General features: G+C 61.0%; 11 protein-coding genes. 3 read left to right on the top strand and 8 right to left on the bottom strand.

Features of this window, described 5'->3' with window-relative positions; genetic code table 11:
* From ABJN75_RS23630 to ABJN75_RS23620, 3 genes are all read right to left on the bottom strand, one after another.
* A partial coding sequence (locus ABJN75_RS23630; protein ID WP_348442134.1) for a DHA2 family efflux MFS transporter permease subunit occupies positions 1–862 on the bottom strand: 862 nt, incomplete at its 3' end.
* Between the two features lie 24 nt (positions 863–886).
* Entirely contained in the window at positions 887–2,041 is a 1,155-nt protein-coding gene (locus ABJN75_RS23625; protein WP_348442133.1) for an HlyD family secretion protein, read from the bottom strand.
* On the bottom strand, positions 2,038–2,508 hold the full coding sequence (locus ABJN75_RS23620; RefSeq protein ID WP_348442132.1) for a MarR family transcriptional regulator: 471 nt from the start codon (positions 2,506–2,508) through the stop codon (positions 2,038–2,040). The genes ABJN75_RS23625 and ABJN75_RS23620 overlap by 4 nt, the downstream gene beginning before the upstream one ends.
* A 214-nt stretch (positions 2,509–2,722) precedes the next feature.
* On the opposite strand from ABJN75_RS23620, the gene ABJN75_RS23615 reads away from it, so the two are divergent.
* On the top strand, positions 2,723–4,339 hold the full coding sequence (locus tag ABJN75_RS23615; protein ID WP_348442131.1) for a GMC family oxidoreductase N-terminal domain-containing protein: 1,617 nt from the start codon (positions 2,723–2,725) through the stop codon (positions 4,337–4,339).
* A gap of 106 nt (positions 4,340–4,445) precedes the next feature.
* Here ABJN75_RS23615 and xdhC read toward each other — a convergent pair whose 3' ends face one another.
* The 5 genes from xdhC to ABJN75_RS23590 form a co-directional block, all read right to left on the bottom strand.
* The gene (gene xdhC / locus ABJN75_RS23610; RefSeq protein ID WP_348442130.1) at positions 4,446–5,258 is read right to left on the bottom strand and encodes a xanthine dehydrogenase accessory protein XdhC; all 813 of its coding nucleotides are present in this window, start codon (positions 5,256–5,258) and stop codon (positions 4,446–4,448) included.
* Complete coding sequence (gene xdhB / locus ABJN75_RS23605; protein WP_348442129.1) at positions 5,258–7,615, bottom strand: xanthine dehydrogenase molybdopterin binding subunit; 2,358 nt, start codon at positions 7,613–7,615, stop codon at positions 5,258–5,260. Before xdhB ends, xdhC begins: the two co-directional genes overlap by 1 nt.
* Before the next feature lie 2 nt (positions 7,616–7,617).
* On the bottom strand, positions 7,618–9,102 hold the full coding sequence (gene xdhA, locus ABJN75_RS23600) for a xanthine dehydrogenase small subunit (protein WP_348442128.1): 1,485 nt from the start codon (positions 9,100–9,102) through the stop codon (positions 7,618–7,620).
* A 232-nt stretch (positions 9,103–9,334) separates the two neighbouring features.
* Positions 9,335–10,462 carry a patatin-like phospholipase family protein gene (locus ABJN75_RS23595; protein WP_348442127.1) on the bottom strand — a complete coding sequence of 376 codons (1,128 nt, stop codon included), beginning with the start codon at positions 10,460–10,462 and terminating at the stop codon, positions 9,335–9,337.
* Positions 10,459–11,232 carry a 3-hydroxybutyrate dehydrogenase gene (locus tag ABJN75_RS23590; RefSeq protein ID WP_348442126.1) on the bottom strand — a complete coding sequence of 258 codons (774 nt, stop codon included), beginning with the start codon at positions 11,230–11,232 and terminating at the stop codon, positions 10,459–10,461. Before ABJN75_RS23590 ends, ABJN75_RS23595 begins: the two co-directional genes overlap by 4 nt.
* A gap of 193 nt (positions 11,233–11,425) precedes the next feature.
* Here ABJN75_RS23590 and ABJN75_RS23585 point away from each other — a divergent pair, with 193 nt between their 5' ends.
* Both ABJN75_RS23585 and sbmA read left to right on the top strand, forming a co-directional pair.
* Positions 11,426–12,619 (top strand): YbfB/YjiJ family MFS transporter, encoded by a 1,194-nt coding sequence (locus ABJN75_RS23585; RefSeq protein ID WP_348442125.1) that lies wholly within the window; start codon positions 11,426–11,428, stop codon positions 12,617–12,619.
* A 190-nt stretch (positions 12,620–12,809) separates the two neighbouring features.
* The gene (sbmA, locus tag ABJN75_RS23580) at positions 12,810–14,135 is read left to right on the top strand and encodes a peptide antibiotic transporter SbmA (RefSeq protein ID WP_348442124.1); all 1,326 of its coding nucleotides are present in this window, start codon (positions 12,810–12,812) and stop codon (positions 14,133–14,135) included.
* Positions 14,136–14,260 lie beyond the last annotated feature (125 nt).

Genomic DNA, 14,260 nt, shown 5'->3' with positions numbered 1-14,260 from the left:
GGCTCGCCAGCAGGATGATGCCGACCACAAAGATCAGCACCAGACCGGTCACGAAATTGCGGTCAGCAAAGATTTTCGGATCGACGAAGGGGTCTTCGGCTGTCGCCAGATGGACGGTGAAAATCCAGATGCCGGTAATGCACAGGCCAAGCTCGATCCAGATTTCCCATGCCGAAAACCAGTCGACCTCACCACCACGGTCGAGCATCAGCTGCAGCGCGCCGACGCCGAGCGACAGCATGGCAAATCCGAAGAAGTCAAAACGGCGCAACCGTCGCGCCACCTCGGGCAGATAGGCCGCACAGCCCAAGAAGGCAATGATGCCCACCGGCAGGTTGATGAAGAACACCCAGCGCCAGTTCAGTGTTTCGGTCAGCCATCCGCCAAGCGTCGGGCCGATGATCGGTCCGACCATGATGCCGGCGCCCCAGATCGCCATGGCCGATCCGTGGCGTTCCTTTGGATTGATGTCGAGTAGGAAAGTCTGGGACAAGGGAACGATAGCCGCGCCAAAAACGCCCTGAAGCAGCCGGAACAGAACCATCACCTCCAGGCTTGGAGCCATTCCGCAAGCCATGGATGTGGCGGTGAAGCCGACAATGGTCGTCAGGAACAGCTGGCGCCGGCCGAACCGGTCCGCCAGCCAGCCGGTGACCGGCGTCATGATGGCGGCTGCCACGATGTAGGATGTCAGCACCCAGGTTATCGTGTCCTGCGAGGCATCCAGATCGCCGGTCATCGACGGCAGGGCGACATTGGCGATGGTCGTGTCCAGCACCTGCATGATGGTCGCGAGCATGATCGAAATCGTGATCAGGCCCCGGTGCGGCACATTGTGCCCGGGTTCGTCGGTCGTGCTCATGGGTTTCGCTTTCCCGGCGGCGGGTTATTCCGCAGCCTTGGCGCTGCTGAAGAAATCCCCAAAGCTGCGGCTTGCCTCCGTGTCCACGGTTACCTTGGCGCTGAGGCCCGAACGAGCCAGGATGTTGGCCTCGGGATCGTCGAGTTTGAGCCGAACCGGAATCCGCTGGGTCACCTTGACCCAGTTGCCGGTGGCGTTCTGGGCCGGCAGCAGCGAGAATTCCGCGCCTGTGCCGGCTCCGATCGACTCGACTTTCGCCCTGAATGTGCGGTCCGGATAGACATCAAACACGATCTCGGCTGTCTGGTCGGGTTTCATGTGGGCCAGTTGCGGTTCCTTGAAATTGGCGTCGATCCAGGGGTCGGAGGTCTCGACCAGGGTGAACAGCGAGGCGCCCGGCGTCACATATTCACCCGCGCGGAAGGAGGCTGCCTGATAGACCAGACCGTCAGCGGGTGCGCGCACTGTGGCGGCGGCAAGGTTGTAGGCGGCCTTGTCGCGGGCGGCGAGTGCTGCCGCGACCATCGGATGAGTATCGATATCGCCCTCAAGACTGTTGGCAAGTGCGGCCTTGGCTGTGGAAACCGACTGGCTGGCAGCGATCAGGTCCTGCTGCGCTTTTTGCGCTGTGTGGCGCGCATCATCGAGCGACGAGGTTGTCGCAACGCCCTTGGCGTTGAGTGCTTTCTGCCGCTCGAGATTGTCCTGGTAGAACTTTGCGTCGTCGGAGGCGATCCGTTCCTGGGTGACGGCCTGTTTGTACGCAGCACGCAATTGAATGACGTTGAGACGGGCGCTTTCCACCGCCGCATTGGCCTCATTGAGCGCGATCTGAAGCGGCTGCGGATCGACCTGGAACAGCACCTCGCCCTGTTTCACCGGCATGTTTTCGGACACGTTGACGCTGACCACGCGGCCGGCGATTTCGCTGGCGATGGTGATCCGCGACAGCCGCAGATTGGCGTTTTCGGTTTCCTCGAACCGGCCGCCGGTGATCCAGACATAGGCGCCGGCGCCGACCAGCAGGGCGGGCACCAGCACCATCAGCAGGGTGCGGCGGACTTTCGAGGGCGTCTTTTCGGGACCGGTTTCCAGTGCGCCGGGGAGGGTGGCCGGGCTCGGGCGACTGGATGCGGATGGGTCCGGCTTGGCTGCGACTGGTTTTGCTTGAGTGGTCATTTTTGCGCCTGATGTGTGGGGGCTGGGCATGGTATCGGCGGTTCGTCGGACGACAGGTTTTCAGCCACTTTGGCAAGGGCCGAAACCAGAGCCTGCTTCTCGGCCTCGGTCATACCGGCCATCGCCTCGGTGTAGATGTCGCCGGCCACTGCCTTGATGGCTGAGTAGGCGGCCAGACTTTTATCGGTAGGGATCACCCGCTTCACCCGGCGGTCGGTCTCGTGCGGTTGGCGTTCAACCCATCCGGCCTGTTCCATGCGATCGATCAGTCGCGAGACGCTGATCGGCTCGATTTCCATCAGTTCAGCCAAGCGAGCCTGGGTCGCATTTTCCTCGCGAACGACTTTCACCAGAAGCCGCCACTGGGCCGAGGACAGGCCGTGTTCACCGCCGCGCTTTTCAAAGTTCCTGCGCAGCAACCGCCCGACATCGTGCACCAGAAAGCCGAATTGATCGATATTTGTCATTTTCATAAGCGGCATATATTATAAGCATGCTTATGAAACAAGACGCGATCCGGAATTCCGCTAGGTTCATCATCAAATTCCCGTTTTGGGGTGAACCGCGGCGACAACGCGCAATGTCGCAGCCGAAGCAGACGCTGGCGCTGCAAATCCGTTGATCGCGGACAGCAAATGTGACAACGGTTTTTCGTCAAACCGCCCGCGCTGTGAGCTCCCAATGGACAATCCGGACTTCATCATTATCGGCGCCGGCTCGTCCGGCTGCGTCATTGCCGAGCGGCTTTCGGCCTCGGGTCGCCACAAGGTTCTGCTGCTTGAGGCCGGCGGCGATGACCGGCGCTTTTTCGTGCAGATGCCACTTGGTTACGGCAAGACGTTTTTCGATCCGCGGGTGAACTGGATGTACCGCGCCGAACCCGATCCGGGGCTTGCGGGAAATGTCGACCACTGGCCGCGCGGCCGGGTGCTGGGCGGTTCGTCTTCGATCAACGCTATGGTCTGGGTTCGCGGCGCACGGGCCGATTTCGATGATTGGCGCGATGCCGGCAATCCCGGCTGGGGCGCCGACGAGATGTTTTCCGCATTCCGCGATGTCGAATGCGCGGTGATCGGCGATGACGCTTTGCGAGGCCGCAAGGGCCCGCTCAACCTGTTTGTTCCGGCAAGGACCGTGCATCCGCTGACGCGCAAATGGTTCCGGTCCGCCCAAGCCATCGGCTTGCCGCTGAACCCCGATTTCAATGGCGAAAGCCAGGAGGGGATAGGCCTGTTCGAGTTCACCATCCACGGAGGAAGGCGGCTGTCCGCCGCGCGCGCGTTCCTGCGTCCTGCGATGAAACGGCCCAACCTGCGGGTGATCACCGGCGCTCACGTCACCGGTCTGGTTTTCGAGGGCAAGCGGGTGACCGGCGTCACTTACCGCCGCCGCGGCAAGACGATCACCGTGAGGGCAGGGCGCGAGGTGATCCTCAGCGGCGGATCGGTCAACTCGCCGCAACTGTTGCAAATCTCGGGCATCGGACCTGCCGGTCATCTCAACAGTCTCGGCATCGATGTGCGGGTCGACAACGCCAATGTCGGACGCAATCTCGAGGATCATATCGGCATCAACTTCACCTACCGGGCCAATTGCCCGACGATCAACCAGCAGCTTGGTTCCTGGTGGGGCAAGCTCAACGCCGGCCTGCATTATCTGCTTTTGCGCGATGGCCCCCTGTCGGTCAGCCTCAATCAGGCGGGCGGTTTCATCCGCACTACCGAAAACCACACCCGGCCCAACATGCAACTCTATTTCCAGGCGTTCTCGACGGTCCTGCCGCGTCCCGGCGAGCGCCCGATCCTGAGCCCCGACCCTTGGCCGGGCTTTTCCATCGGCTGGTCAAGCTGCCGTCCCAAGAGCCGTGGCGAAATCATGATCCGCTCGGCTGATCCATTGCAAGCGCCGCGGATTACGCCCAATGCACTGTCGCACGATGATGATGTCGCCGAGATGCTGGAGACAGGCAGGATCGTGCGCAGCATGGCCGCGGCCCGACCGCTTGCCGACTGCATCGAGGCTGAAGTCTTGCCCGGTCCGGATATCACCAGCGACGAAGCGCTGATTGACGATATCCGTCGCCGGTCGGGCACGGTCTATCATCCGGTCGCCACCTGCCGGATGGGACCGGATCCGGCGACGTCGGTGGTCGATGCGCGGTTGCGGGTTCACGGTGTGGAGGGACTGAGGATCGCCGATTGCTCGATCTTCCCCAACATCATCACCGGCAACACCAATGCCCCAGCGATTGCCACCGGCTGGCGTGCAGCCCAAATGGTGCTTCAGGACGCCGGTTGAGGCTACAGCGACGCGCATCCAGTCGGATGCGCAAAGGTCGCTGCAACACTTTGAAATGATGCATGTCCGTTATCGTTCAAACGAATAGGTTTGAACGCGACATGCTCTAAGTCGCTCTGCGCTCTGCCAGAACCGCGATGACATCAGCCGCAACCGTGGCCGCGATCACTTCGGGCCGCTTGTCGGCAATCTTGCGGCCGATCGGGCAGGTGAGCTTATTGAGCCTCGCCTTGTCGCCGCCTTCGCGGACATATTGATGCTCGAAGGTGGCGCGCTTGGTGTCCGACCCGATCATGCCCACCTGGGCCAGATCGTCGCGCGCCAAAGCCGCCGAGACAATCAGGAAATCCAGCGCATGGTCATGGGTCAGCACGATCACCGCGCTGCCCGGCGAAATGCCCGAGACAAGGCTCTCGGGCAGGGCGGTCAGATGCCGGGTGGCGCCTTCAGGCGTGCGTTCCAGTTCATCCTGCCGGGTCTCGACCACATGCACCCTGACCGGCAACAACAGCAGGGCACTTGCCAGCGCCCGGCCGACATGGCCGCCGCCGAACAGCCAGACCTCGGCATCACCCGCGTCCTCGGCCTCGACCATGGCCTCGACCACGGAATAGCGGGCGGGCGGGATGATTTCGAACGACAGCGTCACATGCCCGCCGCAGCATTGGCCGATGGCCGGACCCAAAGGCAACGCCAGTTCCGATGCGCGTGCACCGGCAAGAACAGCATGGGCCTGATCGATGGATTCCAGCTCCAGCCTGCCACCGCCGATGGTCCCGAATGTGCCGGCAGCTGAAACCAGCATCCAGGCATCGGTGTCGCGCGGCGTCGAACCCTTCGCCTTGACGACCCGGACAAGCACGATCCCGTTTGCCCCGGCTCCAAGGATGAAATCCCTGAAAGAAGCGAGCCGCGGCATTAGCCTGCGGCCTCTTCCTCTTGCATCGCCAGGGCCTTCAGCCGCTCCACCGCCATCAGCATCCGCTCCGGTGTTGCCGGGGCATCCAGCCGAGGCGAGAACCTGTAATCGGCGACAGAGGCCGCAGCCATGCCAAGTGCCTCCAGCACCGAGATCGGCAGCATGAACGGCGGCTCACCCACGGCTTTCGATCGTCTTACCGTTGCCTCGCGGTTTTCCGACCAGTCGGCCAACTCGACGTTGAAAATTCGCGGCCGGTCCGAGGCCAGCGGGATCTTGTAGGTTGACGGCGCATGGGTCCTGAGCCGGCCCTTGTCGTCCCACCACAATTCCTCCGTGGTCAGCCAGCCCATACCCTGCACAAATGCGCCTTCGATCTGACCGATGTCGAGCGCCGGGTTGAGCGAGCGGCCGGTGTCGTGCAGCACGTCGACCCGGTCGACCTGGTATTCTCCGGTCAGCGTGTCGACCGACACTTCCGACACCGCTGCGCCATAGGCGAAATAGTAGAACGGCCGGCCCTTGCCGCTGGCACGGTCCCAGTGAATGTCAGGCGTCTTGTAGAAGCCCGCGGCGGAAAGCTGAATCCGCTCCTGATAGGCAAGCTTGATGAAGTCCCCGAACGGCAACAATTCGTTGCCCACCCGGACATGGTTGGGCTCGAACGCCACCTGGTCTTCGGGAATGTTGAATTTTTCAGCGGCAAACGACACCAGCCGTGTCTTGATCTGCTGCGCCGCATTGGCCGCGGCCATGCCGTTGAGATCGGTGCCCGACGACGCCGCTGTGGCAGAAGTGTTGGGCACCTTGCCGGTTGTGGTGGCAGTGATGCGGATGGTGTCGAGATCGACCTGGAACTCCTCGGCCAGCACCTGCGCCACCTTGGTGTTGAGCCCCTGGCCCATCTCGGTGCCGCCATGATTGAGATGGATCGAGCCGTCCTGGTAGATGTGCACCAGCGCACCGGCCTGATTGTACCAGGTCGCGGTGAACGAGATGCCGAACTTGACCGGTGTCAAGGCGATGCCGCGGCGCACCACCGGGCTGGCCTCGTTGAAAGCGATGATTTCGGCGCGGCGTGCCTGATAATCCGAAGAGGCTTCCAGATCGCTGACGATCCGCTCGATGATGTTGTCTTCCACTGTCTGGTGATAGGGCGTGATGTTACGGCCCGGCCCACCATAGAAATTGGCCTTGCGGATCTCCAGCGGATCGCGTCCCAGCGCATAGGCGACTTCCTCGATAACCCGTTCCCCGCCGAGCATCCCCTGCGGACCGCCAAATCCGCGGAAGGCGGTATTGGAAACCGTGTTGGTCATCATCGGTTTGGAGACCAGCCGGACGTCCTGGTAGAAATAGCAGTTGTCGGCATGAAACAGCGCCCGGTCGGTGACCGGTCCCGACAGGTCGGAAGAGAACCCGCAGCGCGCCGCGAAGGTCGCGTCGAGTGCATGAATGACGCCATTCTGGTCATAGCCGACATCGTAATCGACGACGAAATCGTGCCGCTTGCCGGTGATGATCATGTCGTCGTCGCGGTCAGGCCTGATCTTGACTGCGCGGTTGAGTTTCTTGGCGGCGATCGCCGCGATTGCGGCAAACTGGTTGCTCTGCGTTTCCTTGCCGCCAAAACCACCACCCATGCGCCTGACATGCACGGTGACAGCGTTGGAGACGGTGCCGAGCGCGTGCGCCACCATGTGCTGGACTTCGCTGGGATGTTGCGTCGAGGACCAGACGGTGACCTCGTCATCCTCACCCGGAATGGCCATGGCAATATGGCCCTCGAGATAGAAATGATCCTGCCCGCCGATGCGCATCTCGCCCGAGAGCCGCAAGGGGGCGGCGGCAAGGCCCGCGTCAATGTCGCCGCGTTCGAGCTTCAACGGATCGGTGACTTCTGGATAATCGGCGGCGAGCGCTGCCCGGACATCGGTGATGTGCGGCAGATCCTCATAAACGAAGACAGCCTTCTTGGCGGCGCGGCGGGCCTTTTCTCGGGTTTCGGCAACCACTGCAAAAACCGGCTGGCCGTGGAACAGCACCTCGTCCGTCGTCAGCACCGGTTCATCGTCGCGGCCTGTCGGGGAGATGTCGTTGCTGCCAGGCACATCGGCGCCGGTCAGCACAAGCACCACTCCTTCGCAGGCGCGGACCGCATCCAGATCAAGCGATATGATCTTCGCGTGCGCACGATCCGAAAGGCCGAGATAGCCATGCAGCGTGCCGGCGGGTTCGGCCATGTCGTCAATGTAGTCGGCGCTGCCGGTCACATGCTTGTGGGCGGAATCATGCTGGCGCTTCACATGCGCGCCGCCGCTGATTTCGGTCTTGCTGCGTGCGGTCTGGTGAGCCATCGTCATGCCTCCACGGTCGCCGGATGGCGCTCGATGCGGACGGGGGCTCCGCAGGTTTCAAGGAAGAACCGGATCATAAGGTTCTGTGCCGACAGCATCCGGTAATCGGCGCTTGCACGCCAGTCCGACAGCGGCTGGTAGTCAGTGGCGAGCGCCGCGCGGGCCTGCTGGATCGTGTCCCAGGTCCAGGGTTGACCGATGAGCGCTGCTTCGGCCGCCGCCGCCCGTTTCGGGGTACCGGCCATGCCGCCAAAGGCAATCCGCGCCGAGTCCACCAGACCTTCGGAATCCAGTGTGGCGCGAAACGCCGCGCACAGCGCCGAAATGTCCTCGTCGCGGCGCTTGGAGATCTTGTAGACCGCGAAGAACACGGTCTCGCCGAGTGCGGGCACGAACACGCTCTCGACGAACTCGCCCTTTTGCCGGTCCTGCTTGCCATAGTCGATGAAGAAGGCTTCCAGCGGCACAGTGCGGCGGCTGTCGCCCTTGCGCAGCGTCACCGAGGCGTCAAGCGCGATCAGTGGCGGCGGGGTGTCGCCGATTGGCGAGCCATTGGCGATGTTTCCGCCAACCGTACCCATGTTGCGCACCTGCTCGCCACCGATCCGGTCCCAGAGCTCGGCCATCTGCGGAAAGGCCGAAACCAGTGCGCCGTGCGCCGCGGAGTAGGACACGCCTGCGCCAAGCGTGAGGCCGTCCTCGTCGAGCGCGATCTGCTTGAGGTCGGCGAGATGGCCGATATGGATCACCGGCGCAATCTCGCGCATGTGTTTTGTTACCCACAGCCCGACATCGGTTGACCCGGCAACAATGGTGGCTTGCGGATGGCTTTCATAAAGCGTTGCCAGATCGTCCGCATCGGCGGGCAGATAGGTGGCTCCCCGGTCACTTTCGATGGTTACCCGGGCCCCGTCGGCGAAGCCTGTCAGGGTTTCAATGGTTCTGCCATAGGCCGCGACCAGCCGGTCATTGTCCTCGGATGGAATGGTCTTGGAGGCGGCAATCGCTGCCTTGACGATCGGCTCGTAACCGGTGCAGCGGCACAGGTTTCCCTGCAGGGCCCGCTCGATGTCGGCTTCCGAAGGTTCAGGATCGGAGAGCCACAAGCCATGCAGCGAGGCGACGATGCCGGGTGTGCAAAAGCCGCATTGGGAGCCGTGATAGTCCACCATCGCCTGCTGGACCGCGCTGAGCGCGCCATCGGGACGGTTGAGATATTCCACGCTCACCACATGGGTGGCGTCAAGCGAGCCGACAAAACGGATGCAGGCATTCACCGATTCATAAATGAGAATTCCATTGTCCATGCGGCCGACCAGCACGGTGCATGCGCCGCAATCGCCCTCGGCACAGCCTTCCTTGGTGCCGGTCAGGCGGCGGTCGAGCCTGAGCCAGTCGAGTAGGGTGAGGTCAGGTGCGAAGCCCGAGAGTTCGACCGTCTGATCGTTGAGCAGGAATCGGATGAATGTTCGGTGGGACTGAGCCATGTCGCCTCGTGATTTTGAACCAATTGGACAAAACCTATCCCAGCCCGTCTTTGGGCGAAAGACCGGAACAACGATTAGACAGTTTCAGGCAAAGCCGGTAAATCGCTCTTGTTTTCAAACTGGACCGGCCACTGCGCCGCGCATCCAATCGGATGCCTAGGGCTCGCCGCAGGGCTTTGAAATGATGCACGGACGATCGCATTCAAATGAATCCATTTGAATGCGAGATGCATCAGCTCCTTGCCTGGCTGCCGTCTGCCTGACGTGGCCCGGGCAGTCCCAGATACTGGCTTTCCAGATTGACCGTGGATTTCTTGCCGATGGAATCCCGGTTTGCCTCAAGCCAGCGATCCGCCTCAAGACGGCCGCGGTCGCGCAAATCGGTGAGGAACGACCAGTTCACATCGAATTTCGACGAGACCGGCAGATCCCGCAAGGCATCGTCAGCTCTCACCGAATGCACCAGTATGTGCCTCATCCGATCCTTGTATTCGTCCTTGAGCCAGTTCCGTTCGATCAGGTGGGTCACAAAATTGATCGCCCGCAACTCGTCGATAAGAGACGAGTTGAACGAGATTTCATTGATCCTGTTCAAGATGTCGGGCGCCGTCTTCGGCACCTCGTCACGCTCCATCGGGTTGATGTGCACGATCATCACATCGCGGCTTTCGCAATTGTAGAAGAACGGGAACAGCGCCGGATTGCCGACATAGCCGCCATCCCAGTAATGCTCGCCGTCGATTTCGACCGCCTTGAACAGGAACGGCAGGCAAGCCGAGGCCATGACCACGTCGACATTGACTTCACGGGTTTCGAACACACGCACTCTGCCGCTGCGCACATTGGTCGCGCTCAGAAACAGTTTGGTCTCGCAGCGCTCCTGCATCGCAGCGAAATCAACGCTTTCCGTGAGAAGATCGCGAAGCGGGTTGACATCGAACGGGTTGAACTCATAGGGCGAAAAAGTCCGCGTCATGGTATCGAAGGCGGCATAGGTGGCTGCCGTCAGCATTTCCATACCGGGGATTACCCCCTTTGGCACGACGCTGACGGGCGACCAGATCGAGCCGCCCCGGCTCGACTTGCGCCAGAAGTCTTCCAGCGCCGCCTGTCCGCCGATGCGTCCGCCTTCCATCAGGCCATAGGCCAGAACCACCGCGTTGACAGCACCCGCACTGGTGCCGGAAAGTCCTTCGAACTCGATGTCGGGTTCGTCGAGCAACCGGTCGATCACGCCCCAGGTGAAGGCGCCATGGGCGCCTCCGCCTTGCAGAGCCAGGTTGACCATGTGAACGTCGGGGGCGCTTTTCTTTGCTCGTGGCGCTTTTATCGCCGATATTCCTGTTTTCGCCGTTGTCATTGTGCGGTCCAGCCGCCGTCCATCGGCAGCGCCGCACCGGTGATCTGCGCCGCTGGATCGGAGGCAAGGTACATGGCCAGGGCCGCAATCTGTTCGACCTTGACGAATTGCTTGGTCGGTTGCGCCTTGAGGATTACCTCACTGATCACTTCTTTCTCGCTCATGTTGCGCGCCTTTGCCGTGTCGGCAATCTGGCCGCTGACAAGCGGTGTTTCGACATAGCCGGGGCAGATTGCATTGGCGGTGATCCCGAATTCGGCACCTTCCAGCGCAACGGTCTTCATGAGACCCAGGATGCCGTGCTTGGCCGCGACATAGGCGCTCTTGTAGGGTGAGGCGACCAGCGCATGCGCCGAGGCAATGGCGATGATTCTGCCGAATTTCTGCTTTTTCATGATCGGCATCGCAGCCCGGACCAGATGAAATGCCGAACTCAGGTTGATGGCGATGATCGCGTCCCATTTTTCTGGCGGGAAATCCTCGATCTTTTCGACATGCTGGATGCCTGCATTGGGAACGATCACGTCAACGCTGCCAAATCTGGCCTCCGCGGTCTTGACCAGATCGGTTATTTCATCGGGCTTGAGCATGTTGGCGCCATGAAAGATCACGTCGCCTGCGCCAAGCGAGGCCAGCCGAGCCCTGGTCTCCTCGATTTCGTCCGTCTTGCCCAGGCCATTGAGAACGACATTGTATCCGGCGCGCGCAAAGTTTTCGGCAATTCCTAGACCAATGCCGCTGGTCGAGCCGGTGACGATAATGGTTTTCATGGCAATATCCTTTCGTGAATGCTGCAATGCACAAATAGGCGCTCGCGCCCAATATTCCAATCAAATTAGAGTGAGAGGGGCGCAAAAAAACCTGCAAATGATTCAGTCTCCGGCTTGTCCCCCGCCAAGTTCGGGTTCATTGAAGGTTGTCTTCCAAAGCTTCAACCCAACTTTTTCCAGACGCGTCAAACCCATGTCCCAGTTGTCTCCTTCACTTGCCCGCGCCGCGGAACCAAAGGTGGTTCACACCGCGCTGGCCGGGGCTGTGGCGATGGCGGTTGCAATGGGGTTGGGGCGGTTTTTCTACACACCGGTGCTGCCGGCCATGATGGCGGATCTCGGGCTTGGACCGGCGGAAGCCGGGTGGATCGCTTCAGCCAATTATGTGGGCTATCTGCTCGGCGCGATTTTGGCGGCCTATGGCTGGGCGGAGGGCATTGAGCGCAAGGTTGCGCTCTGGGGCCTGATCGCCACAGCACTGCTTCTGCTGGCCATGGGCCTGTCCAGCAATGTGGTGCTGTTGGCCGCGATTCGCTTTGTCGCAGGCCTCGCCAGCGCATTCGTCATGATTTTCACTTCGGCGATTGTGCTTTCGCATGGACTGGCGGCAGGCAAGTCCTGGGTGCAATCCAGTCATTTTGGCGGGGTCGGAGCGGGGATTTTGGTCTCGGCCATCATGTTTGGCGCTCTGGTTCTCGTCGATGGCGGCTGGCGCATGGCCTGGATCACGGCGGCGGCTCTGGCTTTTGCCGGTCTGGCGGTGACGGCCCGTTTTCTGCCAGCCGATGTGGTGCGGGCAGGCCCTGCGAAAAAGGAACCCCCGCTCGCCTGGACACCGGCGCTGACCGCCCTGACGCTGGCTTACGGGATTTTCGGCTTTGGCTACATCGTCACCGCAACGTTTCTGGTTGCCATTGTTCGCGATGGCGGCGGCTCCTCGCTGTTTGAAGCCGGTGTCTGGCTTGTCACGGGCATCGCGGCGGCGCCGTCGGTCGCCTACTGGTGGCCGGCCGTCAAGCGCATGGGCCTGATCAATGTGTTTGCGCTTGGCTGTCTGGTCGAGGCGCTTGGCGTGGCGGCCAGCGTGCTGGTGCCATTGCCCGCCGGTCCGATCATTGGCGGCGTGTTGCTGGGCAGCACATTCATCATGGTCACGGCTTTCGGTCTGCAGGCCGGCCGCCAGCTCGCCACCGAAAGCCCGAGGCGGGCGCTGGCGCTGATGACGGCCGCTTTCGGCACGGGCCAGATCCTCGGGCCGGTGGTGGCCGGATATCTCGCCGACTGGTCGGGAACCTACACTTGGGCCAGCCTCGCAGCCGCCGCCGGATTGCTCGCCTCCGGCGCGATCGTGCTGGTGTTCTGCGGGCCCGGACGCGCGAAAACATAATCGGTTCGGGCGCAATCAGCATTTTGGCGCGTCGCATTGTTTGATCGTTCACGTAGCTCATGGCCTATGCACAATGGCGTGAACCGCACGCGCGCCTGATTGCCGTCACAGTCGGGGTGTCCTAGGTAGTCGATCTACTCACGTCGAATCACGTCCCTCCATCAGGGACAATTTCCAGGATCCGCGCCCCGTGTTTGAATCATTCTTTCCGAAACCGAAAGTTTTCTTCCCGTCTATGCTGCTTTGGGCAGGTCTGGGCATCTTCATCTGGTACACGGTGGGCGATTCCCTCGGCGCAGCACTTGGCTTTGCCTTGCCTGAACCCGAAAGCGAACCGATTGTCGGGCTGTATTATTTCTACACCCCGTCATTTCTCTGGTTCTATGCCTTTTACACCGTCTGGTCGCTGATCTTCGCGGTCTTCTGGTTCAATTTTTCACCGCACAAATGGCAGCTCTGGTCGATCCTTGGTTCGATCTTCATTCTCTTCAGCACCTATTTCGGCGTGCAGGTCTCGGTCGCTATCAACAATTGGCGCCGTCCGTTTTTCGACCAGTTTCAGCAGGCATTGACCGGAGACGGTTCGGTGAGTGCTGGCGATCTCTATGGTCTGCTTCTGATCTTCGCTCAAATCGCCTTTGTCTCGCTTGGCGTGTATGTCATTACCCGATTTTTCGTCAGCCATTACGTCTTCCGCTGGCGCACGGCGATGAATGATTTCTACATGGAACGCTGGACCCGGGTGCGCCACATCGAGGGTGCGTCACAGCGTGTGCAGGAAGACACCATGCGCTTCGCCTCGATCATGGAAGGCCTCGGCGTAGCCTTTGTCGATGCGATCATGACGCTGGTGGCGTTTCTGCCGGTTCTGTGGGGGTTGTCGCAATATGTGACGGAGCTGCCGCTGGTCGGCGAAATTCCACATGCGTTGTTCACCGCACTGCTGTTCTGGGCGGCCTTCGGAACCGGATTGCTGGCCATTGTCGGGGTCAAGCTGCCGGGGCTCGAGTTCAAGAATCAGCGCGTCGAGGCCGCCTACCGCAAGGAATTGGTCTATGGCGAAGACAATGCGGATCGAGCCCAGCCGGCCACCGTGGTCGAGCTGTTCAACAATGTCCGGAAGAATTATTTCCGGCTCTATTTCCACTACATGTATTTCAACATTGCGCGCAGCCTCTACTTCCAGGCTGACAATATCTACGTGAGCGTGCTTCTGGTGCCGACCATTGTTGCGGGCAAAATCACGCTTGGCATCTGGCAGCAGATTCTCACCGCTTTCGGTCAGGTTTCCAGCTCCTTCCAGTTTCTGGTCAGCTCCTGGACCACGATTGTCGAACTGATTTCTATCTACAAACGTCTGCATGCCTTTGAAGCCGTGTTCAAAGGTCAGGATCTGTCTGATATCGAGAAAAACTATCTCTCGAGCCAGGGCAATGGTTTTGTGCAACCGATTCCGAATCCTGCGCCTGGTGCAGGCGGGCCGGACTCGGTGCAGACAATTGAAGATCCGAAATAAGCAGGCTGTCCCAGCGGGCTGGGGAGATCTAACTCGCCGAGCCATTCCGGCCATTGAGCCGCAGTATCGCTTCCTGGTAGGTCACGCAGGCGACGTCGGGCCGTCCGCAGGTTTCTTGGGTGAAG

Source organism: Hoeflea sp., from assembly GCF_039975035.1.
Taxonomy (GTDB): domain Bacteria; phylum Pseudomonadota; class Alphaproteobacteria; order Rhizobiales; family Rhizobiaceae; genus Hoeflea.
Note: the sequence above shows the minus strand (reverse complement) of the source record. Positions and strands in the feature narration are given on the sequence as shown.